At 62.9% G+C, this 26,156-nt stretch carries 23 protein-coding genes; 13 read left to right on the top strand and 10 right to left on the bottom strand.

Annotation, left to right across the window (positions count from 1 at the left end; translation table 11 throughout):
* Positions 1–7: 7 nt before the first annotated feature.
* From ispC to rpsB, 7 genes are all read right to left on the bottom strand, one after another.
* The gene (ispC, locus tag BLS75_RS14765) at positions 8–1,198 is read right to left on the bottom strand and encodes a 1-deoxy-D-xylulose-5-phosphate reductoisomerase (RefSeq protein WP_072451170.1); all 1,191 of its coding nucleotides are present in this window, start codon (positions 1,196–1,198) and stop codon (positions 8–10) included.
* Positions 1,195–2,001 carry a phosphatidate cytidylyltransferase gene (locus tag BLS75_RS14770; RefSeq protein WP_011059529.1) on the bottom strand — a complete coding sequence of 269 codons (807 nt, stop codon included), beginning with the start codon at positions 1,999–2,001 and terminating at the stop codon, positions 1,195–1,197. The genes ispC and BLS75_RS14770 overlap by 4 nt, the downstream gene beginning before the upstream one ends.
* Positions 2,001–2,756: a polyprenyl diphosphate synthase gene (gene uppS, locus BLS75_RS14775; protein WP_011059528.1), complete on the bottom strand. Its 756-nt coding sequence runs from the start codon at positions 2,754–2,756 to the stop codon at positions 2,001–2,003. The genes BLS75_RS14770 and uppS overlap by 1 nt, the downstream gene beginning before the upstream one ends.
* A 15-nt stretch (positions 2,757–2,771) precedes the next feature.
* Positions 2,772–3,329, bottom strand: a complete 558-nt coding sequence (gene frr / locus BLS75_RS14780) for a ribosome recycling factor (protein ID WP_011059527.1) — start codon at positions 3,327–3,329, stop codon at positions 2,772–2,774.
* Positions 3,326–4,069, bottom strand: a complete 744-nt coding sequence (pyrH, locus tag BLS75_RS14785; RefSeq protein WP_011059526.1) for a UMP kinase — start codon at positions 4,067–4,069, stop codon at positions 3,326–3,328. Before pyrH ends, frr begins: the two co-directional genes overlap by 4 nt.
* Before the next feature lie 209 nt (positions 4,070–4,278).
* Positions 4,279–5,145 (bottom strand): translation elongation factor Ts, encoded by an 867-nt coding sequence (tsf, locus tag BLS75_RS14790; RefSeq protein ID WP_011059525.1) that lies wholly within the window; start codon positions 5,143–5,145, stop codon positions 4,279–4,281.
* A 203-nt stretch (positions 5,146–5,348) separates the two neighbouring features.
* Positions 5,349–6,086, bottom strand: coding sequence for a 30S ribosomal protein S2 (gene rpsB, locus BLS75_RS14795; protein WP_011059524.1), 738 nt, complete (start codon positions 6,084–6,086; stop codon positions 5,349–5,351).
* 407 nt (positions 6,087–6,493) lie between these two features.
* On the opposite strand from rpsB, the gene map reads away from it, so the two are divergent.
* Genes map through dapC form a run of 3 tightly spaced genes read left to right on the top strand, consistent with a single transcriptional unit; the run spans position 6,494 to position 11,265 of the window.
* The gene (gene map, locus BLS75_RS14800; RefSeq protein WP_011059523.1) at positions 6,494–7,276 is read left to right on the top strand and encodes a type I methionyl aminopeptidase; all 783 of its coding nucleotides are present in this window, start codon (positions 6,494–6,496) and stop codon (positions 7,274–7,276) included.
* Positions 7,277–7,324: 48 nt separating this feature from the next.
* On the top strand, positions 7,325–10,027 hold the full coding sequence (locus BLS75_RS14805) for a [protein-PII] uridylyltransferase (RefSeq protein WP_011059522.1): 2,703 nt from the start codon (positions 7,325–7,327) through the stop codon (positions 10,025–10,027).
* A gap of 38 nt (positions 10,028–10,065) precedes the next feature.
* Complete coding sequence (gene dapC / locus BLS75_RS14810) at positions 10,066–11,265, top strand: succinyldiaminopimelate transaminase (RefSeq protein ID WP_072451171.1); 1,200 nt, start codon at positions 10,066–10,068, stop codon at positions 11,263–11,265.
* Between the two features lie 55 nt (positions 11,266–11,320).
* Here dapC and BLS75_RS14815 read toward each other — a convergent pair whose 3' ends face one another.
* Positions 11,321–12,967 (bottom strand): Na+/H+ antiporter, encoded by a 1,647-nt coding sequence (locus BLS75_RS14815; RefSeq protein WP_015634329.1) that lies wholly within the window; start codon positions 12,965–12,967, stop codon positions 11,321–11,323.
* Between the two features lie 237 nt (positions 12,968–13,204).
* Here BLS75_RS14815 and BLS75_RS14820 point away from each other — a divergent pair, with 237 nt between their 5' ends.
* The 4 genes from BLS75_RS14820 to BLS75_RS14835 all read left to right on the top strand — a co-directional run bounded on the left by BLS75_RS14820 (position 13,205) and on the right by BLS75_RS14835 (position 16,324).
* Positions 13,205–13,567 carry an ArsC family reductase gene (locus tag BLS75_RS14820; RefSeq protein ID WP_011059519.1) on the top strand — a complete coding sequence of 121 codons (363 nt, stop codon included), beginning with the start codon at positions 13,205–13,207 and terminating at the stop codon, positions 13,565–13,567.
* A gap of 33 nt (positions 13,568–13,600) precedes the next feature.
* A complete protein-coding gene (gene dapD, locus BLS75_RS14825; protein ID WP_011059518.1) occupies positions 13,601–14,635 on the top strand; it encodes a 2,3,4,5-tetrahydropyridine-2,6-dicarboxylate N-succinyltransferase in 1,035 nt (344 codons plus the stop codon).
* Positions 14,636–14,711: 76 nt separating this feature from the next.
* Positions 14,712–15,917: an aminotransferase class V-fold PLP-dependent enzyme gene (locus BLS75_RS14830; protein ID WP_072451172.1), complete on the top strand. Its 1,206-nt coding sequence runs from the start codon at positions 14,712–14,714 to the stop codon at positions 15,915–15,917.
* Complete coding sequence (locus BLS75_RS14835) at positions 15,914–16,324, top strand: SufE family protein (RefSeq protein ID WP_072451173.1); 411 nt, start codon at positions 15,914–15,916, stop codon at positions 16,322–16,324. The genes BLS75_RS14830 and BLS75_RS14835 overlap by 4 nt, the downstream gene beginning before the upstream one ends.
* Positions 16,325–16,406: 82 nt before the next feature.
* Here BLS75_RS14835 and tcdA read toward each other — a convergent pair whose 3' ends face one another.
* A complete protein-coding gene (gene tcdA / locus BLS75_RS14840; protein WP_011059515.1) occupies positions 16,407–17,222 on the bottom strand; it encodes a tRNA cyclic N6-threonylcarbamoyladenosine(37) synthase TcdA in 816 nt (271 codons plus the stop codon).
* A 217-nt stretch (positions 17,223–17,439) separates the two neighbouring features.
* Between tcdA and BLS75_RS14845 the strand changes: the two genes are divergently transcribed.
* The 4 genes from BLS75_RS14845 to BLS75_RS14860 all read left to right on the top strand — a co-directional run bounded on the left by BLS75_RS14845 (position 17,440) and on the right by BLS75_RS14860 (position 22,640).
* The gene (locus BLS75_RS14845; protein WP_072451175.1) at positions 17,440–20,031 is read left to right on the top strand and encodes a glycosyltransferase; all 2,592 of its coding nucleotides are present in this window, start codon (positions 17,440–17,442) and stop codon (positions 20,029–20,031) included.
* 185 nt (positions 20,032–20,216) lie between these two features.
* The gene (gene dapE, locus BLS75_RS14850) at positions 20,217–21,368 is read left to right on the top strand and encodes a succinyl-diaminopimelate desuccinylase (protein WP_065364553.1); all 1,152 of its coding nucleotides are present in this window, start codon (positions 20,217–20,219) and stop codon (positions 21,366–21,368) included.
* On the top strand, positions 21,368–22,177 hold the full coding sequence (locus tag BLS75_RS14855) for a putative RNA methyltransferase (protein WP_072451176.1): 810 nt from the start codon (positions 21,368–21,370) through the stop codon (positions 22,175–22,177). The genes dapE and BLS75_RS14855 overlap by 1 nt, the downstream gene beginning before the upstream one ends.
* An 85-nt stretch (positions 22,178–22,262) precedes the next feature.
* Complete coding sequence (locus tag BLS75_RS14860; RefSeq protein WP_011059511.1) at positions 22,263–22,640, top strand: hypothetical protein; 378 nt, start codon at positions 22,263–22,265, stop codon at positions 22,638–22,640.
* Positions 22,641–22,743: 103 nt separating this feature from the next.
* Here the strand turns inward: BLS75_RS14860 and BLS75_RS14865 are convergent, their stop codons facing one another.
* A complete protein-coding gene (locus BLS75_RS14865; RefSeq protein WP_011059510.1) occupies positions 22,744–22,953 on the bottom strand; it encodes a cold-shock protein in 210 nt (69 codons plus the stop codon).
* A gap of 247 nt (positions 22,954–23,200) precedes the next feature.
* Here BLS75_RS14865 and plsB point away from each other — a divergent pair, with 247 nt between their 5' ends.
* Both plsB and BLS75_RS14875 read left to right on the top strand, forming a co-directional pair.
* The gene (gene plsB, locus BLS75_RS14870; RefSeq protein ID WP_011059509.1) at positions 23,201–25,705 is read left to right on the top strand and encodes a glycerol-3-phosphate 1-O-acyltransferase PlsB; all 2,505 of its coding nucleotides are present in this window, start codon (positions 23,201–23,203) and stop codon (positions 25,703–25,705) included.
* Positions 25,706–25,756: 51 nt separating this feature from the next.
* Positions 25,757–26,155, top strand: coding sequence for a YbaY family lipoprotein (locus BLS75_RS14875; protein WP_011059508.1), 399 nt, complete (start codon positions 25,757–25,759; stop codon positions 26,153–26,155).
* Position 26,156 lies beyond the last annotated feature (1 nt).

Consider the following 26,156-nt stretch of genomic DNA (forward strand, 5'->3'; position numbering starts at 1 on the left):
GCGAACCCTATCGCCCGTTACGCTGCAACCATTGTTGCGCCAGGACTCGAGCCCTGGCGTCTGCCGCAAACACTGCGTCGAGTTCATTGACTGCGACCACAGGCTCACGGGTTAAAACCTCATCGATGATACTCGCGATCTCCGGGTAGCGGATGCGCCGCTCGAGAAACGCCGATACCGCCACCTCATTGGCCGCATTCAGCATGGCCGGGGCGCTGTTACCCGCCTCGGCAGCTTGCCGCGCCAGGCGCAGACAAGGGAACCGCTGCTCGTCGGGTGCCTGGAAATCCAGGCGAGCAATGGCGAACAGATCCAACGGCGCTACACCGGAATCAATGCGCTCCGGCCAGGCCAGGGCATTGGCGATCGGGGTGCGCATATCCGGATTACCCAACTGCGCCAGGACCGAACCGTCGACGTAATCCACCAGCGAGTGGATCACGCTTTGCGGGTGCACCACCACTTCGACCTGGGAAGGCCTGGCATCAAATAGCCAGCAGGCCTCGATCAGTTCCAGCCCCTTGTTCATCATGCTTGCCGAGTCCACGGAGATCTTGCGCCCCATGGACCAGTTCGGATGGGCACAGGCCTGTTCGGGGGAAACATGCTCAAGCTCTTCCAGAGGCGTCTGACGGAAAGGACCGCCCGAAGCCGTCAGAAGAATACGTCGCACACCGACCCGACTCAGCCCGCGGGAAAAATCCGCGGGCATGCATTGAAAGATCGCATTGTGTTCACTGTCGATAGGCAACAGCACGGAACCACTCTTGCCCACTGCCTGCATGAACAGCGCGCCAGACATCACCAGCGCTTCCTTGTTGGCCAACAGGATCTTCTTGCCAGCCTCAACCGCCGCCAGAGTCGGGCGCAACCCCGCCGCACCGACAATCGCCGCCATCACGGCATCGACTTCCGGAGCCGAGGCCACCTCGCACAACCCCTGCTCCCCCACCAGCACCTGGGTAGCCTGGCCGGCGGCGCGCAAATCTTGCTGAAGGCGGCTGGCGGCCGCGGCCTCGGGCACCACCGCAAAACGGGGCTCATGCTTTACGCACAACGCCAGCAGCTCGGCCAGACGCGTGAAGCCCGTCAGGGCAAACACTTGATAACGATCCGGATGACGGGCAATCACATCCAGGGTGCTCAGACCGATAGAGCCGGTAGCCCCCAGAACCGTGATCTGCTGTACAGCAGTCACAGCGCAGCCATCCACAACAGTACGGCAAACACCGGAATGGCCGCAGTCAGGCTGTCGATGCGGTCCAGCACCCCACCATGACCGGGCAGCAGGTTGCTACTGTCCTTGATACCCGACTGGCGCTTGAACATGCTCTCGGTCAGGTCGCCGACCACCGAAATAAATACAACGATCGCTGCACCCAGCAGCCCCAGGATCATCTGCCCTAGGGTCCAGTCACGCACCAGCCCTACCACCGCGGTGATCACCAGGCTCAACGCCAGGCCGCCGTACACGCCCTCCCAGCTCTTGCCCGGGCTTACCTGGGGCGCCAGCTTGCGCTTGCCGAAGGCCTTGCCGGAGAAGTAGGCACCGATATCCGCGCCCCACACCAGCACCATCACCGCCATGATCAACCAATTGCCCAGTGGCAGTTGCTTGATGAACACCAGCCCTTGCCAGGCCGGCAGCAGGATCAGCAGGCCGATCAACAACTTGGGTGCGGCACCGGACCACTGCTCGCTGGAACGCGGATAGGTCAGCACCAGGTAGGTCGCCAGCGCCCACCACAACACCGCAGCACCCAGCACCCAGGGCGCAACACCCGGAACCAGATGCATCAGGAACAACAGCGCCGCCACCACCACGGCGAAGGCCACCCGAGCCGGCTGCGCCTCGAAGCCCGCCAGACGCGCCCACTCCCAGGCACCGAGGCTTACCACCAGACCGATGAACAGGGCGAACCCCGAGCCTTCGAGCAGGAAGAACCCGCACAAGGCGATCGGCAGCAGGATCAGCGCAGTAATGATTCGTTGTTTAAGCATTAAACCCGGGCTCCAGCCTCGACCTGCTCGCTCGTCTTACCGAAGCGTCGCTGGCGAGATGCGTAATCGGCCAATGCGTTACGCATGGCTTCGTGTTTGAAGTCCGGCCAGAACAGGTCGGAGAAATACAGCTCGGCATAGGCCAGCTGCCACAACAGAAAATTGCTGATGCGATGCTCGCCACCGGTCCGGATGCACAGGTCCGGCAGCGGCAGGTCGCCGGTCGCCAGGCAGGTCTGCAGCAGGCCCGGAGTGATGTCCTCAGGCCGCAGATGCCCGGCCTGGACCTCGCGCGCCAGGCGCTGGGCGGCCTGAGCGATATCCCACTGGCCGCCATAGTTGGCGGCGATCTGCAGGATGAAACGATCACTGCCCGCGGTAATGGCCTCCGCTTCGCGCATCGCCGCCTGCAACTCGGGATGGAAGCGCGAACGATCGCCAATGATCCGAAGGCTGATGTTGTTCTCGTTGAGGCGCTTGGCTTCACGACGCAGGGCCTTGAAGAACAGATCCATCAAGGCACTGACTTCGTCAGCCGGGCGCTGCCAGTTTTCACTGGAAAAGGCAAACAGGGTCAGCACCTCGACCTTGGCCTCAGCGCACACTTCGATCACTGCACGTACCGCATCGACACCCGCCTTATGCCCGGCGACACCCGGCATAAAGCGTTTTTTTGCCCAGCGGTTATTACCGTCCATGATGATTGCCACATGACGAGGCACCGAGGACAACACGGACTGCTTGGTCTTTTCCATGAAAACGCCTGACCCTTATACGGCCATCAAGTCCTTTTCTTTTTCCTCAGTCGCCTTGGCGATCTGAGCTTCAAAGTCCTTGATCAGCTTATCGATTTCGGCGCTACCACGGCGTTCTTCGTCTTCGCTGATTTCCTTGTCCTTGGTCAGCTTCTTCAACTCACCCAGGGCATCGCGGCGAATGTTGCGCACTGCAACCCGTGCATCCTCGGCGGCAGCACGCGCCTGCTTGGTGAAGCCCTTGCGGGTTTCCTCGGTCAGCGGTGCCATCTTGATCAGCAGCAGCTCACCCAGGTTGGTCGGATTGAGGTTAAGACCGGCACTGCCGATGGCCTTGTCGATGGCTCCGAGCATATTGCGCTCGAACGGCACTACCTGCAGGGTCTGGGAGTCCTTCACGGTAACGTTGGCAACGCCACTCAACGGTGTGTCGGTACCGTAGTAAGGCACCATCACACTGCCCAGGATGCTGGGGTGAGCCTTGCCGGTGCGAATCTGGCCGAATGCATGGGCCAGGGACTCCAGGGATTTCTTCATGCGCTCTTGAGCGTCTTTCTTGATTTCGTTGATCATTGCTCGCCTTCCTCGATCAGGGTTCCTTCAGCGCCACCATGCACGATATTCAGCAGGGCGCCGGGCTTGTTCATGTTAAATACCCGCAGCGGCATCTTGTGGTCGCGGCACAGGCAGATTGCCGTCAGGTCCATCACTCCCAGCTTGCGATCCAGCACTTCATCGTAAGTCAGATGATCGAACTTCTCGGCATGCGGGTCCTTGAACGGGTCTGCAGTGTAAACACCATCGACCTTGGTTGCCTTGAGCACCACGTCGGCATCGATCTCGATAGCACGCAGGCAGGCTGCGGAGTCGGTGGTGAAGAACGGGTTGCCGGTACCGGCCGCGAAGATCACCACCTCTTTGGAGTTCAGGTGGCGCATCGCCTTGCGACGGTCATAGTGATCGGTCACGCCGACCATGGAAATAGCCGACATCACGATGGCCGAGATATTCGCACGTTCCAGTGCATCACGCATGGCCAGGGCGTTCATCACAGTGGCCAGCATGCCCATGTGGTCGCCCGTGACCCGATCCATCCCGGCCGCGCTCAATGCAGCGCCGCGGAACAGGTTGCCACCACCGATCACCAAGCCTACCTGGACGCCGATACCAACCAGTTGGCCGACTTCCAGCGCCATGCGATCCAGCACCTTGGGATCGATCCCGAACTCTTCCGAGCCCATCAGGGCCTCGCCGCTAAGCTTGAGTAGAATGCGTTTATAGCGAGCTTGATAACCACTGCCCTGCTGAGCCATTGCGAATCTCTCCTGCGGCGTATTTAAAAAATTCTTTGCGGGCTGTTTACAGCCTGCGTTCACTCTAGCTTGACGCTGTCACAGCGCCATCAGAACACGACTTTGTAAGGCGGTTCCGAGGATAAACAACTAAATTACCCTGCCCATTTGAAAAGAGGCTGCGCGCGTGAGCGGGCAGCCTCTTCTGGGCGACAGTTGAAAAAACCGTCTTACTGTTGCTTGGCAGCAGCCAGTTGTGCAGCAACTTCTTCGGCGAAGTTGTCTTCTTTCTTCTCGATGCCTTCACCTACCGCGAAACGGGTGAAGGAAACGATTTCAGCGCCGCCTTTCTTGGCCAGAGCACCTACGGTGATTTCTGGGTCCTTGACGAAAGCTTGCTCAACCAGGCTGGCTTCGGCCAGGAACTTGCTGATACGACCAGCGATCATTTTTTCAACGATTTCGGCTGGCTTGCCTTTCATCTTGTCTTCGTTCAGCTGCAGGAACACAGCCTTTTCACGCTCGATCGCTTCAGCCGAAACTTGCGATGGCAGCAGGAACTCAGGGTTGCTGGCCGCTACGTGCATGGCGATGTCTTTGGCCAGTTCAACGGAACCGCCTTTCAGAACAACCGCAACACCGATCTTGTTGCCGTGCAGGTAGGTGCCGACCACGTCGCCTTCAACGCGAGCCAGACGACGGATGTTGACGTTCTCGCCAGTCTTGCCAACCAGGATCAGGCGGGCAGCTTCTTGAGCTTCGATCAGCGGAGCGGCGTCAGTCAGCTTGTCAGCGAAAGCCTTTTCCACGCTAGCGGCAACGAATGCCTTGAAATCGTCCTGCAGAGCCAGGAAGTCGGTCTGCGAGTTGACTTCCAGCAGGACAGCGGCTTTACCGTCGTCCTTGATGGCGATAGCGCCTTCAGCAGCAACGTTGCCTGCTTTCTTGGCAGCCTTGATGGCGCCGGAAGCACGCATGTCATCAATGGCTTTTTCGATGTCGCCGCCGGCCTTGGTCAAGGCCTTTTTGCAGTCCATCATGCCTTCGCCGGTACGCTCGCGCAGTTCTTTGACCAACGCTGCAGTAATCTCTGCCATTTTCAAAATCCTCTTGGATAGGTTTTCAACCATTCCACCCGATCGAACGGGCGCTCAATTCTTGGGCATTGCCCCGAAACCACTTCATAACAGCCCCGCATTACAGAAACTGTCGGGGCGCGACGACGAAATGATTTTCGAGTTGGCAAAAAGGGGGCCAAGCCCCCTTTTTGCGTGCTGAGTCAACGCTACGCGTCAGTTACTCAGGCTTCAGCCGCCGGTGCTGCAGCTTCTTCGAACACTTCGGTGCCGCCAGCAACGTTGTTGCGACCACGGATCACAGCGTCAGCCATCGAACCCATGTACAGCTGGATGGCGCGAATGGCGTCATCGTTGCCTGGGATGATGTAGTCAACGCCTTCCGGGCTGCTGTTGGTATCGACAACGCCGATGACCGGGATGCCCAGCTTGTTGGCTTCGGTGATCGCGATGCGCTCGTGGTCAACGTCGATCACGAACAGTGCGTCAGGCAGGCCGCCCATGTCCTTGATACCACCCAGGGAACGATCCAGCTTTTCCAGATCGCGAGTGCGCATCAGCGCCTCTTTCTTGGTCAGCTTGGCGAAAGTGCCGTCTTCTGCTTGCACTTCAAGGTCACGCAGACGCTTGATGGAAGCACGGATGGTTTTGTAGTTGGTCAGCATGCCGCCCAACCAGCGGTGATCGACGTACGGCGAACCGCAACGTGCTGCTTCTTCAGCAACGATCTTGCCAGCGGAACGCTTGGTGCCGACGAACAGAATCTTGTTTTTGCCCTGGGCCAGACGCTCTACGAAAGTCAGAGCTTCGTTGAACATTGGCAGGGTTTTTTCAAGGTTGATGATGTGGATCTTGTTGCGCGCGCCGAAAATGTACTTGCCCATTTTCGGATTCCAGTAACGGGTTTGGTGACCGAAGTGCACACCGGCCTTCAGCATATCGCGCATGTTGACTTGGGACATGATAGTTCCTTAATAAGTCGGGTTAGGCCTCCACGTATCCCAATGACCAACCAACAGCTTGTGCTGAGGGCACCCAGGTCATCGTGTCGACACGTGTGTGGGTTTGAGCTTTTCGGGGCATCCCCGGAAAGCGGCGCATTTTATACCACAGCAAGGGCAAAAACGGAACCCGGATTCACACTCGGCGATCCGCAGGCATTTTGCCCGCCTCTTGGAATCGGTCCAGAATGCACCATTGTATAGAGAGAAGCGCCAGCAGAACCTCAGATTTGCGCTGAGCCTCTGTTAGAATCGCACCTTTGCGGCTTTTGAAAACCTTGCTGGCCCATCGTAGGCCAAGCCTTGCGCATGCGGGTTTTCGAGCCATTTCCGTGTTTATCGCGCCCCTGGGCGTCAAGAGAGCCTGTATGACCGTCACCCTCAAAACTCCCGAGGACATCGCCAAAATGCGTGTCGCCGGCAAACTGGCCGCCGACGTGCTGGAAATGATTGCCGAGCATGTCAAACCCGGTGTCACCACCGAAGAACTGGACCGCATCTGCCATGACTACATCGTCAATGTGCAGGGTGCGATCCCTGCCCCGCTGAACTACAAGGGCTTCCCCAAATCCATCTGCACCTCGATCAACCACGTGGTGTGCCACGGCATTCCCAACGAGAAGCCGCTGAAGGATGGCGACACCCTGAACATCGATGTGACCGTCATCAAGGACGGCTACCACGGCGACACCAGCCGCATGTTCCACGTCGGCACCGTGCCGGTCTGGGCCGAGCGCCTGTCGCAGATCACCCAGGAATGCATGTACAAGGCCATTGAACTGGTGAAACCGGGCTGCCGCCTGGGCGACATCGGCGAAGTGATCCAGAAGCACGCGGAAAAGAACGGTTTCTCGGTGGTTCGCGAGTTCTGCGGCCACGGCATCGGCAAGGTGTTCCACGAAGAGCCGCAGATCCTGCACTACGGCCGTGCCGGTACCGGCATGGAACTCAAGGCCGGCATGACCTTCACCATCGAGCCGATGATCAACCAGGGCAAGGCCGACACCAAGGTCCTGGGCGACGGCTGGACCGCCATCACCAAGGACCGCAAGCTCTCCGCGCAGTGGGAACACACCCTGCTGGTGACCGAGACCGGCTACGAGATCTTCACCCTGCGCAGCGATGACACCATCGCCCGGGTATCTGCCTGATCCACAACGCTGCGTCCCGACCTTATAGATAGAAAGGAAAGCCAATCGATGCCGCAGGTGGACCCCGAACTCTTCGACCGCGGCCAGTTCCAGGCGGAACTGGCCCTGAAGGCCAGCCCTATCGCCGCCTTCAAGAAGGCCATCCGCCAGGCACGGGAAGTGCTCGATACGCGCTTTCGCAGTGGGCGGGAGATCCGCCGGCTGATCGAAGACCGCGCCTGGTTCATCGATAACATCCTGCAAAAGGCCTGGGACCAGTTCAGCTGGAGCGAAGACGCCGACATCGCCCTGGTGGCGGTCGGCGGCTACGGTCGCGGCGAGCTGCACCCCTATTCCGACATCGACCTGCTGATCCTCCTGGACAGCGCCGACCACGAAATTTTCCGCGACTCCATCGAACGCTTTCTTACCCTGCTCTGGGACATTGGCCTGGAAGTCGGGCAAAGCGTGCGCTCGGTGGACGAATGCGCCGAACAGGCGCGGGCCGACCTGACGGTGATCACCAACCTGATGGAAAGCCGCACCATTGCCGGCCCCGAGCACCTGCGCCAGCGCATGCTGCAAGTGACCAGCACCGAGCACATGTGGCCGAGCAAGGATTTCTTCCTGGCCAAGCGGGCCGAGCAGAAGGCCCGCCATCACAAGTACAACGACACCGAATACAACCTGGAGCCCAACGTCAAAGGCTCGCCGGGTGGGTTGCGGGACATCCAGACCATCCTCTGGGTCGCGCGCCGCCAGTACGGCACCCTGAACCTGCGGGCCCTGGCCGGCGAAGGCTTCCTGGTGGAAAGCGAAAACGCGCTCCTGGCCTCGTCCCAGGAGTTCCTGTGGAAGGTCCGCTACGCGCTGCACATGCTCGCGGGGCGCGCCGAGGACCGCCTGCTGCTCGACCACCAGCGTTCCATCGCCACCCTGCTGGGCTTCGAGGGCGAAGATGCGAAACAGAGCATCGAAAGCTTCATGCAGCAGTACTACCGGGTGGTGATGAGCATCGCCCAGTTGAGCGACCTGATCATCCAGCACTTCGAGGAGGTGATCCTCGCCCCCGAGGACGAGGCACCGCCACAGCCGATCAATGCGCGCTTCCAACTGCACGACGGCTACATCGAGGCGATCAACGACAACGTGTTCAAGCGCACGCCGTTCGCCATGCTGGAGATCTTCGTGCTGATGGCCCAGCACCCGGAAATCAAGGGCGTGCGCGCCGACACCATCCGCCTGCTGCGCGAACACCGGCACCTGATCGATGACGACTTCCGCCACGATATCCGCAACACCAGCCTGTTCATCGAGCTGTTCAAGTGCGAAATCGGCATCCACCGCAACCTGCGACGGATGAACCGCTACGGCATTCTCGGACGCTACCTGCCGGAGTTCGGCTTCATCGTCGGGCAGATGCAGCACGACCTGTTCCACATCTATACCGTGGACGCCCACACGCTGAACCTGATCAAGCACCTGCGCAAAATGCAGTACACGCCGATCTCCGAGAAATTCCCGCTGGCCAGCAAGCTCATGGGCAAGCTGCCCAAGCCCGAGCTGATCTACCTGGCCGGTCTGTACCACGACATCGGCAAGGGCCGTCATGGCGACCACTCGGAAATCGGCGCCGTGGATGCCGAAGCCTTCTGCGTGCGCCATCAGTTGCCGCAGTGGGATACCCGGCTGATCGTCTGGCTGGTGCAGAACCACCTGGTGATGTCCACCACGGCTCAGCGCAAGGACTTGTCCGACCCGCAGGTGATTCACGATTTCGCACAGATCGTGGTCGACCAGACCCGCCTCGACTACCTCTACGTACTGACCGTCGCCGATATCTACGCCACCAACCCGACGCTGTGGAACTCCTGGCGCGCCAGCCTGTTGCGCCAGCTCTACACCGAGACCAAGCGAGCCCTGCGCCGCGGCCTGGAAAACCCGGTGGACCGCGAAGAGCAGATCCGCCAGACCCAGAGCGCCGCCCTGGACATTCTGGTGCGCAACGGCACCGACCCGGACGAAGTGGAACAACTCTGGTCGCAACTGGGGGACGACTACTTCCTGCGCCACACCGCCGGCGACGTGGCCTGGCACAGCGACGCGATCCTCCAGCAGCCGGCCGACGGCGGGCCGCTGGTGCTGATCAAGGAAATCACCCAGCGCGAGTTCGAGGGCGGCACCCAGATCTTCATCTACGCCCCGGACCAGCACGACTTCTTCGCGGTGACCGTGGCCGCCATGGACCAGCTCAACCTGAACATCCATGACGCGCGCATCATCACCTCCAGCAGCCAGTTCACCCTCGACACTTACATAGTCCTGGACAATGACGGCGAATCCATCGGCAACAACCCGCAGCGAGTCGAGCAGATCCGCAAGGGCCTGACCGACGCCCTGCGCAACCCCGACGACTACCCGACCATCATCCAGCGCCGGGTGCCGCGCCAGCTCAAGCATTTTGCCTTCGCCCCCGAGGTGACTATCCACAACGACGCCCAACGCCCGGTGACCGTGCTGGAACTCAGCGCCCCGGATCGCCCGGGTTTGCTGGCGCGGATCGGCAAGATCTTCCTGGAGTTCGACCTGTCGCTGCAGAACGCCAAGATCGCCACCCTGGGCGAGCGCGTGGAAGACGTGTTCTTCATCACCGATGCGCACAACCAGCCCCTGTCCGACCCCCAGCTGTGCAGCCGCTTGCAGGATGCGATCGTCGAGCAGTTGAGCGTCAGCCACGAACCGACTATCGAAATGACCCGCCTGAGCATCTGACGGGTCCGAACCACCGCTTTGAGTGAGATACCGCCTCCATGAACAACGCTCTGAACCAGTTGCAGCCCTACCCGTTCGAAAAGCTGCGCGCCTTGCTCGGCACCGTGACGCCCAACCCGGACAAGCGCGCCATCGCCCTGTCCATCGGCGAACCCAAGCACCGCTCGCCAAGCTTTGTCGCCGAAGCCCTGGCCAGCAACCTCGATCAGATGGCGGTCTACCCCACCACCCTTGGCATCCCGGCCCTGCGCGACGCCATCGCCGGCTGGTGCGAACGGCGCTTTGGCGTGCCCGCGCTCTGGCTCGACCCGGCGCGCAATGTACTGCCGGTCAACGGCACCCGCGAAGCGCTGTTCGCCTTCACCCAGACCGTGGTCAACCGCGGCGAAGACGCCCTGGTAGTCAGCCCCAACCCCTTCTATCAGATCTACGAAGGCGCAGCCTTCCTCGCCGGGGCCAAGCCGCACTACCTGCCGTGCCTCGACGAAAACGGCTTCAACCCGGACTTCGACGCCGTGCCGGTGGAGATCTGGCAGCGCTGCCAGATCCTCTTCCTGTGCTCGCCGGGCAACCCCACCGGCGCGCTGATCCCGCTGGACACCCTGAAGAAGCTGATCGCACTGGCCGACGAGCACGACTTCGTGATCGCCGCCGACGAGTGCTACAGCGAGCTGTACTTCGACGAACAGACACCGCCGCCGGGCCTGCTCAGCGCCTGCGTCGAACTGGGCCGCAAGGACTTCAAGCACTGCGTGGTGTTCCACAGCCTGTCCAAGCGCTCCAACCTGCCGGGCCTGCGCTCGGGCTTCGTCGCCGGTGATGCCGAGATTCTCAAGGGCTTCCTGCTGTACCGCACCTACCACGGCTGCGCCATGCCGGTGCAGACCCAACTGGCCAGCGTCGCCGCCTGGAACGACGAAGTGCACGTGCGCGCCAACCGCGCCTTGTACCGGGAGAAATTCGACGCGGTGCTGGCGATCCTTGCGCCCGTGATGGATGTGCAGCGCCCGGACGGCAGCTTCTACCTGTGGCCGAACGTGGCCGGGGATGACGCAGCCTTCTGCCGCGACCTGTTCGAACAGGAGCATGTGACCGTGGTTCCGGGCTCCTACCTGTCGCGGGATGTGGACGGCACCAACCCGGGCGCCGGCCGGGTACGCATGGCGCTGGTAGCGCCGCTGGCGGAATGCGTGGAAGCCGCGGAACGGATTCGCGATTTCGTGCTGCGTCGCGCTTGAGGCCTTTCGCCGGCAAGCCGGCTCCCACAGCAGGAGCCGACTGCCGGCGAACGCCTCACTTCACCTGCCCCAGATTGGCCTCGCTCATATCCAGGTCGGCCAGTACTTCGCGTAGCACATCGTCGCCAATCTGATGCTGGCGGCTCAGCCGATACAGCTCCAGCCGTTGCGCTCGCAGGGCCTTGATCCGCAGGCGCCGCTCCAGCAAGTCCATCTGGAACGCCAGGGCCTGGGCCTCGGCGGAATCGTTGTAGACCTCCAACTGATGCCGGTACTCGGCCATCAAGCGCCCCTTGAGCTCGGTGGCCAGGGCCGCCTGGGCGGCATCCGGGGTCTCACCGGTGTCAGCCACTTCTTCGGCTTCCAGGGCATGGATCGCCGCTTCGGCAGTCTTGCGCCAGGCATCCCGCACTTCCCCACGGCGCTTGTCGTCAGGGCTCTTCACAATGCCGCGCAGCAGCAGCGGCAGGGCAATGCAGGCCGCCACCAGGGACAGCAGGATCACCCCGGCAGCAATGAAGATCAGCAGGTCGCGCTCCGGAAAGGCTTCGCCGGCACCGAGAAACAACGGTACCGACATCACACCGGCCAGGGTTACCGCCCCGCGCACTCCACCCACGGTCAGCAACCAGCAGGAACGGGCGGTCGGCACCAGGGTCAATTCGCCCTTGCCGCGCCAGCGCCGCAGCAGGCCGGACAGGCGCCAGATGCTCTGCACCCAGATGAAACGCAACACCAGCAGCACCAGGAAAATCGCCACCACATCCAGGCAACGGTAGAACAGGGTCGGCCACAGCGAGGTCTCGTGACTGACCACGGCCTTGATGATGTCCGGCAGCTGCAACCCCAGGAGCAGGAAGATCAGGCCGTTGAAGGCGAACTCCAGCAGTGACCAGACGCTGCGATTGAGCAGCCGGGTGCTGGTCTGGCGCGGCAGCAGGTCGAGCCAGCTCTGCATCATCCCCGCCGCCACCGCCGAGAGAATGCCCGAGGCCCCCAGGCGCTCGGCCAGCACATAGGCGGCGAACGGCAAAAGCAGCATGAACACCACGTGGGTCGCCGGGTCATCCCAGCCTCGGGCGATCATCCAGGCCCGCAGGCGCCCCACCAGCCAGCTCAGTGCCACCCCGACCGCCAGGCCGCCCACCGCCACCAGGACGAAGGTCAGGCTGGCGTTGGCCAGGGAGAACACCCCGGTCACCGCCGCTGCCAGGGCGAACTTGAAGGTCACCAGGCCCGAGGCGTCATTCATCAGCGCCTCCCCCTGGAGCATGTGCATCAGGGGCGTGGGCAAGCGGTTCTGGGAAATCGCCGATACCGCCACGGCGTCGGTGGGCGAAAGCACGGCGGCCAGGGCAAAGGCCACCGGCAACGGAATGCTCGGCAGCAGCCAATGGATGAAGTAGCCGGCGCCCACCACGGTGAACAGCACCAGCCCTACTGCCAGGGTCAGGATCGGCCCGCGCAGGCGCCAGAACTCGCGCTTGGGCATGCGCCAGCCATCGGAAAACAACAGCGGCGGCAAGAACAGGAAGAGAAACAGCTCCGGGTCCAGGGCCACGTGCAACCCCAGGGTCGGCCAGGCCAGCAAGGCGCCGGCGGCAATCTGCACCAGGGGCAGCGGCAGTGGAATCACCCGTCCGACAAGACGCGAGAGGCTCACCAGCATCAGCAGGATGAGGACGGTATAGGCGGTTTGCATAAAGCGGGCTTCCCGATCTGAAACTTCAAAGCAGACACACAACGGCGGCAGGAATTCACCGCAGAAGTGCCATATTAGCCGCTTAAGCTGCGTTTACGCCGCTGCACAAAAGTCGCAACGGCGCCCGGGCGTGGAAACACAATGCGACAAAGCCCCGCAGCAGCCGACGCCGAATCGGCGCGGTCGTGGCATAATCCGTGACCTTTCATCTCCAGCATCTCCAAAGGGGGCAATTCCTTGACCGCTTCAAGCAAAACGTTGCACCTTTTCGGCATCAAAGCCTGTGACACCATGAAAAAGGCGCGCACCTGGCTCGATGAACACGCTGTCAGCTATGACTTCCATGATTACAAAACCTCCGGCATTGACCGTGAGCACCTGAATCAGTGGTGCGACGAGCACGGCTGGCAGGTGGTGTTGAACCGCGCGGGCACGACCTTTCGCAAACTCGATGACGAAAGCAAAGCCGATCTCGACCAGGCGAAAGCCGTTGAACTGATGCTCGCGCAACCTTCGATGATCAAGCGCCCGGTGCTCGATCTCGGAGACAAGACCCTGATTGGCTTCAAGCCAGACCTTTACGCAGCGGCGCTCAAGTAAGCCTGCTCAATCAATTTCGCAAGAGGTAACTGCATGTCCACTACCCTGTTCAGCCTGGCATTCGGTGTCGGCACCCAGAACCGTCAAGGCGCTTGGCTGGAAGTGTTTTACGCATCGCCCCTGCTCCAGCCTGCGGCTGAAATCGTCGCTGCCGTAGCGCCGATTCTCGGCTACAGCGAAGGCAACCAGGCCATCACCTTCACCACCGCCCAGGCCGCGCAAATGGCCGACGCACTGAAAAGCATCGACGCCACCCAGGCCGCCCTGCTGACCCGCCTGGCCGAAAGCCACAAACCGCTAGTAGCGACCCTGCTGGCCGAAGATGCCCAGCTGACCTCCACTCCAGAGGCCTACCTGAAGCTGCACCTGCTGTCCCACCGCCTGGTCAAGCCGCACGGCCTGAGCCTGGCCGGCGTGTTCCCGCTGCTGCCGAACGTGGCCTGGACCAGCCAGGGCGCCATCGACCTCGGCGAGCTGGCCGAGCGTCAACTGGAAGCCCGCCTGCGCGGCGAGCTGCTGGAAGTGTTCTCAGTGGACAAATTCCCGAAAATGACCGACTACGTGGTGCCGAGCGGCGTGCGTATCGCTGACAGTGCGCGGATCCGCCTGGGCGCCTACATCGGCGAAGGCACCACCGTGATGCACGAAGGTTTCGTCAACTTCAACGCCGGCACCGAAGGCCCGGGCATGATCGAAGGCCGGGTTTCCGCAGGCGTGTTCGTCGGCAAGGGGTCGGACCTGGGCGGCGGCTGCTCCACCATGGGCACCCTGTCGGGTGGCGGCAACATCGTGATCAAGGTCGGCGAAGGCTGCCTGATCGGCGCCAACGCCGGTATCGGCATCCCGCTGGGCGACCGCAATACCGTGGAGTCGGGCCTGTACGTGACCGCCGGCACCAAGGTGGCGCTGCTGGACGAGAACAACCAACTGGTCAAAGTGCTCAAGGCCCGGGAACTGGCCGGCCAGCCGGACCTGCTGTTCCGTCGCAACTCGGAGACCGGCGCCGTGGAGTGCAAGACCCACAAGTCGGCCATCGAGCTGAACGAAGCGCTGCACGCTCACAACTAAGCAGCGATTCGGTTTCACTGGAACCGGCCAGGCGCTTATCATCGGCGCCCGGCCTGTTCAAACGAGTTCTGCCACCATGCTTGTAGCCTCCCCCTGGCGCGCCGACTTCCCGGCCATCGCCGCCCTGCATCGCCAGGACCAGACGTACCTGGACAACGCCGCCACCACGCAAAAACCCCAAGCAATGCTGGACGCCCTGGCGCACTACTATGCCAACGGCGCCGCCAACGTTCATCGTGCGCAACACCTGCCCGGCGCCCACGCCACCCAAGCGTTCGAAGACAGCCGCAGCAAGGTCGGCCAATGGCTGAATGCCGGTGACAGTGGGCAGATCGTCTTCACCCACGGCGCGACCTCCGCGCTGAATCTTCTGGCCTACGGCCTGGAGCACCAATTTTCCCCGGGCGATGAAATCGTCATCAGCGCCCTGGAGCACCACGCCAACCTGCTGCCCTGGCAGCAACTGGCCCAACGTCGCGGTCTCAAGCTGCTGGTCCTGCCCCTGGACCCGGACGGTCTGATCGACGTCGACGCGGCAAGCCGCTTGATCGGCCCGCGCACCCGTTTGCTGGCGGTGAGCCAGCTGTCCAACGTGCTTGGCGCCTGGCAACCCTTGACCCCACTGCTGGCCATGGCCAGGGCCCAGGGCGCACTGACGGTGATCGACGGCGCCCAGGGCGTGGTTCATGGCCGCCACGATGTGCAGGCCCTGGGCTGCGACTTCTATGTGTTCTCCAGCCATAAGCTGTACGGCCCGGATGGGGTCGGCGTGCTGTTTGGCCGTCATGCAGCACTCAAGGGCCTGCGCCACTGGCAGTTCGGCGGTGAAATGGTCCAGGACGCCGATTACCAGCACGCCAGCTTCCGCCCCGCCCCCCTGGGGTTCGAGGCCGGTACGCCGCCGATTGCCGGGGTCATCGGCCTGGGTGCCACCCTGGATTATCTCGCCGGCCTGGATCAGCAAGCACTGGCCGACCATGAAGCAGCGCTGCACGCCTACCTGCTGCACGGCTTGCAGGCGCGCAATGGCATCCGCCTGCTGGGCTCGCCGCAAGTGGCCCTGGTCAGTTTTGTCGTGGATGGGGTGCACAACGCCGACCTGGCGCACCTGCTGACCGAACAAGGCATTGCCGTACGCGCCGGGCATCACTGCGCCATGCCGCTGATGAAGAGCCTGGGGTTGGCCGGAGCGATTCGCGTGTCATTGGCGCTGTACAACGATTCCGAGGACCTGGAGCGTTTCTTCGAAGCCCTGGATCAGGCCCTGGAGCTGCTGCGATGAGCCTGCCGGCGGATGCCGTCGCCGCCCTGGAGATATTCCAGGCGGCTGCCGGCTGGGAACAGCGGGCGCGCCTGCTGATGCAATGGGGCGAGCGCCTGCCGCCCCTGAGCGAGGCCGACCAGGTCGAGGCCAACCGGGTACACGGCTGTGAAAGCCAGGTCTGGCTGGTGGCGGCCCTGGAAAACGGTCATTGGCAGTTTGCCGCGGCCAGCGACGCGCGGCTGATTCGCGGGCTGGTGGCCCTGCTCCTGGCGCGGGTCAATGGCCTGACGGCACAGCAGTTGCGGGAAGTGGACCTGGCCGACTGGTTCAACCAGTTGGGCCTGTCGCGCCAACTCTCGCCTTCGCGCAGCAATGGCCTGAACGCCGTCTTGCAACGCATGAGCGAACTGGCCTGCGCCCCGTAACTCCGTAGGAGCCAGCTTACTGGCGAACAGGGCCATAAGCCTTGCACCCTCCTCGCGGCCCTCTTCGCTGGCAAGCCAGCTCCTACGGGGCGGCGGGCTTGCTGCGCTCCGACGGGCGGCGCACGCCGGCGACAATCTTGTCCACCGCCTTGGTCGCCGCCACCATGCCGAAGGTCGCGGTCACCATCATCACCGCGCCAAAGCCGCCGGCACAGTCGAGCTTGACGCCATCGCCGACAAAACTCTTCTGCAGGCAGATGCTGCCGTCCGGCTTCGGATAACGCAGCTGTTCGGTGGAAAACACGCAAGGCACGCTGTAGTGCCGGGTTACGGTGCGCGAGAAACCGTAGTCGCGGCGCAGGGTGGAACGCACCTTGGAGGCCAACGGGTCATTGAAGGTACGGTTCAGGTCGCAGACCTGGATCAGCGTCGGGTCGATCTGCCCCCCCGCGCCGCCGGTGGTGATGATCTGGATCTTGCGTCGCTTGCACCAGGCAATCAGCGCCGCCTTGGCATTGACGCTGTCGATGCAGTCGATCACGCAATCGATGTCTGGGGTGATGTACTCGGCCATGGTCTCGCGGGTGACGAAGTCCGCCACCGCGTGCACCTTGCAGTCCGGATTGATGCCCCGCAGGCGTTCGGCCATGACCTCGACCTTGGGCTTGCCCACAGTGCTGTCCAGCGCGTGCAACTGGCGGTTGCTGTTGCTGACGCAAACGTCATCGAGGTCGAACAGCGAGATCTCGCCCACCCCGCAACGGGCGATGGCTTCCGCCGCCCAGGAACCGACCCCGCCGACTCCGACGATCGCCACATGGGCCGCCCGCAGCCGCTCCAGGCCTTCAATGCCATACAAACGGGCGACGCCGGCAAACCGTGGATCTTCTGTACTCATGACCATCACCTAAAAAACCGGCGCGCATTATAGGGCCTCAACGCGACAAGTTTTAACCTTGAAGCTACAAGTAAAGAACTTAAACCCGAATACAGTGCCCAAGGTCTGGCTTTCCTCTGTGCGCTGTACGCTCAGTTGAGGGCCGGTGTAGGATGCCCGCCGTTTGGCGCCTGCCAACCCTTCCCTCGTTCCACACCTTTTGGAACCCGAAATAGCTATGTCATCGCGTAAATTTGGACTCAACCTGGTGATAGTGCTGGCCATTGCCGCGCTGTTCACCGGTTTCTGGGCGCTGATCAATCGCCCGGTCTCGGCCCCCGACTGGCCGGAACAGATCTCCGGTTTTTCCTACTCGCCTTTCCAGCAGGGCCAGTTCCCGCAGAAAGACCAGTACCCGTCCGACGATGAAATGCGTCGCGACCTGGAGATCATGAGCAAGCTGACCGACAACATCCGTACCTATTCGGTGGACGGCAGCCTGGAAGACATCCCGAGGCTCGCGGAAGAGTTCGGCCTGCGCGTGACCCTGGGGATCTGGATCAGCCCGGACCTGGAGCGCAACGAGCGGGAAATCATGCGCGCCATCGAACTGGCCAATACCTCCCGCAGCGTCGTGCGGGTGGTGGTGGGTAACGAGGCGATCTTCCGCAAGGAAATCACCGCCGACCAACTGTCGGTGATTCTCGACCGGGTGCGGGCCGCGGTAAAAGTTCCGGTCACCACCTCGGAGCAATGGCACGTCTGGGAGGAAAACCCGGGGCTGGCCAAGCACGTCGACCTGATCGCCGCGCACATCCTGCCCTACTGGGAGTTCATCCCGGTGGACAAGGCCGAGCAGTTCGTCCTCGACCGCGCCCGGGACCTGAAGAAGATGTTCCCGAAAAAACCGCTGCTGCTGTCCGAGGTCGGCTGGCCGAGCAACGGCCGCATGCGCGGTGGCGCCGACGCCAGCCCGGCGGACCAGGCGATCTACCTGCGTACCCTGGTCAACAAGCTCAACCGCCAGGGCTACAACTACTTTGTCATCGAAGCCTTCGACCAGCCGTGGAAGGCCAGCGACGAAGGTTCGGTGGGCGCCTACTGGGGCGTGTTCAACGCCGCGCGCCAGCAGAAATTCAACTTCGAAGGCCCGGTGGTGGCCATCCCGCAATGGCGCGTGCTGGCCATCGGCTCGGTGGTGCTGGCGCTGCTGTCGCTGACCCTGCTGATGATCGACGGCTCGGCCCTGCGCCAGCGCGGCCGGACCTTCCTGACCTTTATCGCGTTCCTCTGCGGTTCGGTGCTGGTGTGGATCGGCTACGACTACAGCCAGCAATACAGCACCTGGTTCAGCCTGACGGTGGGCTTCCTCCTGGCCCTCGGCGCGCTGGGGGTGTTCATCGTGCTGCTGACCGAGGCCCATGAACTGGCCGAAGCCGTGTGGATCCACAAGCGCCGGCGCGAATTCCTGCCGGTGGAGGGCGACTCCAACTACCGGCCGAAAGTCTCGATCCACGTGCCCTGCTACAACGAGCCGCCGGAGATGGTCAAACAGACCCTCAATGCCCTGGCCAACCTCGATTACCCGGACTTCGAAGTCCTGATCATCGACAACAACACCAAGGACCCGGCGGTCTGGGAACCGGTGCAGGCCTATTGCGAGACCCTCGGCCCGCGCTTCAAGTTCTTCCACGTCGCGCCCCTGGCCGGCTTCAAGGGCGGTGCGCTGAACTATCTGTTGCCGCACACCGCCAAGGATGCCGAAGTGATCGCGGTGATCGACTCCGACTACTGCGTCGACCGCAACTGGCTCAAGCACATGGTGCCGCACTTCGCCGATCCGAAGATCGCCATCGTGCAGTCGCCCCAGGACTATCGCGACCAGAACGAAAGCACCTTCAAGAAGCTCTGCTACGCGGAATACAAAGGCTTCTTCCATATCGGCATGGTCACCCGCAACGACCGTGACGCGATCATCCAGCACGGCACCATGACCATGACCCGGCGCACAGTGCTCGAAGAGCTGGGCTGGGCAGACTGGTGCATCTGCGAAGACGCCGAGCTGGGCCTGCGGGTGTTCGAGAAAGGCCTGTCGGCGGCGTACCACCACGAAAGCTACGGCAAGGGCCTGATGCCCGACACCTTCATCGACTTCAAGAAGCAGCGTTTCCGCTGGGCCTATGGCGCGATCCAGATCATCAAGCGCCACACCGCCAGCCTGCTGCGCGGCAAGAACACCGAGCTGACCCGTGGCCAGCGCTACCACTTCCTCGCGGGCTGGCTGCCGTGGGTAGCGGACGGCATGAACATCTTCTTCACCGTCGGCGCCCTGCTGTGGTCGGCGGCGATGATCATCGTGCCGCAACGGGTCGACCCGCCGCTGCTGATCTTCGCCATCCCGCCGTTGGCGCTGTTCGTGTTCAAGGTGGGCAAGATCATCTTCCTCTACCGCCGTGCGGTGGGGGTCAACCTCAAGGACGCGTTCTGCGCGGCCCTGGCGGGCCTGGCCTTGTCCCACACCATCGCCAAGGCGGTGCTGTACGGCTTCTTCACCAGCAGCATTCCGTTCTTCCGCACCCCGAAGAACGCCGACAATCACGGCTTCTGGGTGGCGATCTCGGAAGCCCGGGAAGAGCTGTTCATCATGCTGCTGTTGTGGGGCGCGGCGCTGGGGATCTTCCTGGTGCAGGGCCTGCCGAGCAACGACATGCGCTTCTGGGTGACCATGCTCCTGGTGCAGTCTTTGCCTTACGTGGCAGCGCTGGTCATGGCCTTCCTTTCGTCGCTGCCAAAACCGGCGGAAGAAAGCCAGCCGGCTCCAACAGCCTAAATCGATCCAAAGCACTAAACGGCGGCCTCTGGCCGCCGTTTTGCTTTAAGATATCCGCCATTTTGCGCGCCTCGCCCAACCCTGCAGGAGCTGGCTTGCCAGCGAACCAAGCAACGCGGTGTATCGATTAAACCGCCCTCGCCGCCCCGCCGGCTCCTGCACAATGCCTTGCACCGGAGTTACCCATGACGGCCCATGCCGAGCTTTCGCCGACCCTGCAACTTGCCTGTGATCTGATCCGTCGCCCCTCGGTGACGCCGATCGACGCCGACTGCCAGAAGCTGATGATGCAGCGCCTGGGGGATGCCGGCTTCAAGCTGGAACCGATGCGCATCGAGGACGTGGACAACTTCTGGGCCAGCCATGGCCAGCATGAAGGCCCGGTGCTGTGTTTTGCCGGCCACACCGACGTGGTGCCTACCGGCCCGGTCCAGGCCTGGCAGAACGACCCGTTCGACGCTCTGATCGACGAGCACGGCATGCTCTGCGGCCGTGGCGCAGCGGACATGAAGGGCAGCCTGGCGGCCATGCTGGTGGCCGCTGAGCGTTTCGTCACCGACTACCCGGACCACAAGGGCTCGGTAGCCTTCCTCATCACCAGCGACGAAGAAGGCCCAGCGCACCATGGCACCAAGGCCGTGGTGGAGCGCCTGGCGGCACGCAAGGAGCGCCTGGACTGGTGCATCGTCGGTGAGCCTTCGAGCACCAGCCTGGTGGGCGACGTGGTCAAGAACGGCCGCCGCGGCTCCCTCGGCGCCAAGCTCACCGTGCGCGGGGTGCAGGGCCACGTGGCCTATCCGCACCTGGCGAAGAACCCGATCCACCTGGCGGCCGCGGCCCTGGCGGAGCTGGCGGCGGAGCACTGGGACGACGGCAACGCCTTCTTCCCACCCACCAGTTTCCAGATCTCCAACCTCAATTCCGGGACCGGCGCCACCAACGTGATTCCCGGTGAACTGACCGCGCTGTTCAACTTCCGCTTCTCCACCGAATCCACGGTGGAAGGCCTGCAGCAGCGGGTCGCGGCCATCCTCGACAAGCACGGCCTGGACTGGCATGTGGAGTGGGCCCTGTCCGGCCTGCCGTTCCTCACCGAACCCGGCGCCCTGCTGGACGCGGTATCGGCCAGCATCAAGCAGGTCACCGGGCGCGACACCAAGGCCTCCACCAGTGGCGGCACCTCCGACGGGCGCTTCATCGCCACCCTGGGCACCCAGGTAGTGGAGCTGGGCCCGGTCAACGCCACCATCCATCAGGTCAACGAGCGGGTACTGGCCAGCGACCTCGATGTGCTGACCGAAATCTACTACCAGACCCTGATCAAGTTGCTAGCCTGATGCTTGCCTGTCCTCTCTGCAGTGCCCCGCTGAACGCCGTGGACAACGGCGTGGTCTGCCCGGCCGGGCATCGTTTCGACCGGGCACGCCAGGGCTACCTGAACCTGCTGCCGGTGCAGCACAAGAACAGCCGTGACCCGGGCGACAACCAGGCCATGGTCGAGGCCCGCCGCGACTTTCTCAACGCCGGGCACTACGCCCCGGTGGCCCGGCGCCTGGCGGAGCTGGCGGCAGAACGCGCGCCCCAGCGCTGGGTCGACATCGGCTGTGGCGAGGGTTACTACACCGCGCAACTGGCCCAGGCCCTGCCCGCTGCCGATGGCTACGCCCTGGATATTTCCCGGGAGGCGGTGAAGCGCGCCTGCCGTCGTGCCCCGCAACTGACCTGGATGGTCGCCAGCATGGCGCGCATCCCCCTGGCGGACGCTAGCTGCCAGTTCCTGGCCAGCGTCTTCAGCCCCCTCGACTGGCGGGAGGCCAAGCGCCTGCTCAGCCCCGGCGGCGGCCTGATGAAGGTAGGTCCCACCAGCGGCCACCTGATGGAACTGCGCGAACGCCTGTACGACGAAGTGCGCGAATACACCGACGACAAGCACCTGGCCCTGGTACCCGAAGGCATGGCCCTGGCCCACAGCGAAACCCTGGAGTTCAAGCTGCACCTGGAACGCCCGCAAGACCGCGCCAACCTGCTGGCCATGACGCCACATGGCTGGCGCGCCAGCGCCGAGCGCCGTGCCGCGGTGATCGAGCAGGCCGAGCCTTTCGAGGTCAGCGTATCGATGCGCTACGATTACTTCGTGCTGCAATAACCCACTAAAACCCAAGGCCCCGAGCCTGTGCTCGCGGCCGAAGAAATCCGCGAATGGATTTTTCAGACCGGCAATGAGGACATCCATGCGCCAGCCCGATATCGAGATTTACCTGAAAGACGCCGACGTCGACTACAAGGCCATCGCCGCCTGGCTGGGCGCCGTGCTTGGCCCGTGCAGCGACTGGGTACAAAAAGGCCAGACCTACAAATGCACCGCAGGCCAGGTGCCCGTGACCTGGCTGCCCAAGGCCGTGGGCAAGTGGAACAGCCTGTACCTGGAAAGCGACCAGACCCCGTGGGATGACGACATCGCCTGCGCCCGCGCCGCCTTTGCCGCGCTGAATGTGGAGGTGCGCTGCGCACCGGGCAGCTGGGTCGAGGAAGAGGGTGAAGAGTCCGCCGATCGCTGGATTCGCATCAGCGCCGACGGTGAAGAAGAGATTACCTGGCGCACTGCCTGAACAGTGCATACCCGTAGGAGCCGGCTTGCCGGCGAAGAGGCCTTCAAGACTTGCGTTCGATAGACGGGCGCCTTCGCTGGCAAGCCAGCTCCTACAGGGTGGGTTACAGGCCGACGACGTCTTCGGCTTGCAGACCTTTCTGGCCTTCGACCACAGCGTATTCCACCTGCTGGCCTTCGGTCAGGGAGCGGTGGCCTTCGCCACGGATTGCCCGGTAGTGGACAAATACGTCCGCCCCGCCTTCACGCTGGATAAAACCGTAGCCCTTGGCGTCGTTGAACCACTTAACGTTGCCTGTCTCACGAGTAGTCATGAATCCATACCTCATTTTTTTATTATTGGATTGGCGCACTGCAACCAAACCCTGAGAACTTTCCCCCAGCCAGCCTCTCTATGAGTGGAAGCGATACGACCGCGGGAGAGTCGGCCGAGTATATGACAGGCGTAAAAACTCTCAACTCAATCTTGTTTCGGCGCTTTTTTGCCGATTTTCGGCGAATCCGGCACACTACCGGCCCCGAGCAGTTGCTCGGTTTTCTACTCACTCACGCAGAAGCCGTATGACCCGCTCCCCGATCCGCCGTCTTGTGTTTGGCACCTTGCGCCGACTGCTGTACCTCTGGGTCCGCTCGGAAACCATCAACCAGTCGTCCTTCACCCTCGACCTCGACCGCAGCCGACCGGTGTTCTACGTCCTGCAAAACCCGTCCCTGACCGATCTCGCCGTGGTCGATACCGAATGCACCAAGGCCGGGCTGCCACGTCCGGTACTGCCGGTGTCGGTGGGCAACCTGCTGGAACCGGCGGCCTTCTTCTACCTGACCCCGGAGCCCGACTGGCTTGGCCGCCAGGACAAGCGCGGCGCGCCACCGACCCTGACCCGGCTGGTCAGCGCCCTGACCCAGAATGCCGCCGAAGATGCACAGATCATTCCGGTCAGCGTGTTCTGGGGCCAGTCGCCGGACAGCGAATCGAGCCCGTGGAAGCTGCTGTTCGCCGACAGCTGGGCGGTCACCGGGCGCCTGCGCCGGCTGCTGAGCATCATGATCCTGGGACGCAAGACCCGGGTGCAGTTCTCCGCACCGATCAACCTGCGCGAGCTGATCGAGCACAACAAGGGCCACGAGCGCACCGTGCGCATGGCCCAGCGCATCCTGCGGGTGCACTTTCGCAACCTCAAGGCTGCGGTCATCGGCCCGGACATTTCCCACCGGCGCAACCTGGTCAAGGGCCTGCTCAACCAGCCCCTGGTGAAACAGGCGATCCTCGACGAGGCCGAGCGCGAAAAGATTTCCCCGGAAAAAGCCAAGGCCCAGGCCCTGCGCTACGGCAACGAGATCGCCTCGGACTACACCTACACCGCGATCCGCTTCCTGGAAGTGGTGCTGAGCTGGTTCTGGAACAAGATCTACGACGGGATCAAGGTCAACCACCTCGAAGGCGTGCAGAAGATCGCCCAGGGCCACGAAGTGATCTACGTGCCCTGCCACCGCAGCCATATCGACTACCTGCTGCTGTCCTACCTGCTGTTTCGCAACGGCCTGACCCCGCCGCACATCGCCGCCGGGATCAACCTCAACATGCCGGTGATCGGCGGCCTGCTGCGTCGCGGCGGGGCCTTCTTCATGCGCCGCACCTTCAAGGGCAACCCGCTCTACACCTCGGTGTTCAACGAATACCTGCACACCTTGTTCACCAAGGGTTTCCCGGTGGAGTACTTCGTCGAGGGCGGCCGTTCGCGCACCGGGCGCATGCTGCAACCCAAGACCGGGATGCTGGCAATCACCCTGCGCAGCTTCCTGCGCTCCTCGCGCATGCCCATCGTCTTCGTGCCGGTGTACATCGGCTATGAAAGGGTGCTGGAAGGCCGGACCTACCTGGGCGAGCTGCGCGGCGCGAGCAAGAAGAAAGAGTCGATCTTCGACATCTTCAAGGTCATCGGCGCCCTCAAGCAGCGCTTCGGCCAGGTGGCAGTGAACTTCGGCGAACCGATCAAGCTGGCGGAGTTCCTCGACCAGGAACAGCCGGACTGGCGGACCCAGGAGCTGGGCCCGCAGTACCGCCCGGCCTGGCTCAATGAAACCACCAACCGTCTCGGCGAGCGGGTGGCCCAGCACCTCAACGAAGCCGCGGCGATCAACCCGGTGAACCTGGTGGCCCTGGCCCTGCTTTCCACCACCCGCCTGGCCCTGGACGACCGCGCCATGGCGCGGGTCCTGGACCTGTACCTGGCACTGCTGCGTCGCGTTCCCTACTCGCCCCACACCACCTTGCCCGAAGGCGACGGCCGGGCTCTGATCCAGCACGTCAAGGACATGGACCTGCTGGCCGAACAGAGCGACGCCCTGGGCAAGATCCTCTACCTGGACGAGCAGAACGCCGTCCTGATGACCTACTACCGCAACAACGTGCTGCACATCTTCGCCCTGCCGGCGTTGCTGGCGAGCTTCTTCCAGAGCTCGTCGCGCATGAGCCGCGAACAGATCCTGCGCTATACCCGCGCGCTCTATCCCTACCTGCAATCGGAGCTGTTCATCCGCTGGCCGCTGGATGAGCTGGACGCGGTGGTGGACCAGTGGCTGGAGGCCTTTGTCGAACAGGGCCTGCTGCGCTTCGAGAAGGACCTGTACCAGCGTCCGGCCCCGAGCTCGCGGCATTTCGTCCTGCTGACCCTGCTGTCCAAGAGCATTGCCCAGACCCTGCAACGCTTCTACATGGCCATTTCCTTGTTGCTCAACAGCGGCCAGAACAGCATCAGCGCCGAGGAGCTGGAAGACCTGTGCACGGTCATGGCCCAGCGCCTGTCGATCCTGCATGGCCTCAATGCCCCGGAGTTCTTCGACAAGAGCCTGTTCCGCCACTTTATCCAGACCCTGCTGGACCAGGGTGTGCTGCGCCGCGACGAAGCTGGCAAGCTGAGCTACCACGAAGCGCTGGGGGAGCTGGCCGAAGGTGCCGCCAAGCGCGTGCTGCCGGCAGAAATTCGCCTGTCGATCCGCCAGGTCGCCCTGCACCGCAGCGAAGACGCCGCCGACCAGCTCGCGGCACCTGCGCAAAACGACTAGATTCTTACGAGCGCCGGAGCAGCTGCGGCGCCCTCGATACGGAGATCCGCGATGAAAAAGCTCAGCCTGCTGGCCGCCACCGCGCTGCTCGGCGCTTGCCAGTCCATGAATCCCGCTGCCAAGGCCAGCCTCGACGGCGAAGTCTTCTACTTGCAGCGCATCGCCCTGCCTCCGGCCGCCACCCTGAGCGTGAGCCTGCAGGACGTGTCACTGGCCGATGCCCCTGCCGTGGTCCTGGCCGAGCAGAGCGGTCCGGTCAAGGGCCAGGTGCCGCTGCCCTTTCACCTCAGCTACGACCCGGCCCAGGTCAAGCCCGGCCACCGCTATTCGGTCAGCGCGCGGATTGAAGTGGCTGGCCAGCTAGTCTTCATCACCACCGAAAACAACGCCGTTAAACTCGACGGCAGCGACCCGCAGCCCTTGAAGCTGCGGGTCGACGCTGTTCGTTAAT

The sequence above is a fragment of the Pseudomonas sp. NFPP12 genome (assembly GCF_900103205.1).
Lineage (GTDB): Bacteria > Pseudomonadota > Gammaproteobacteria > Pseudomonadales > Pseudomonadaceae > Aquipseudomonas > Aquipseudomonas protegens.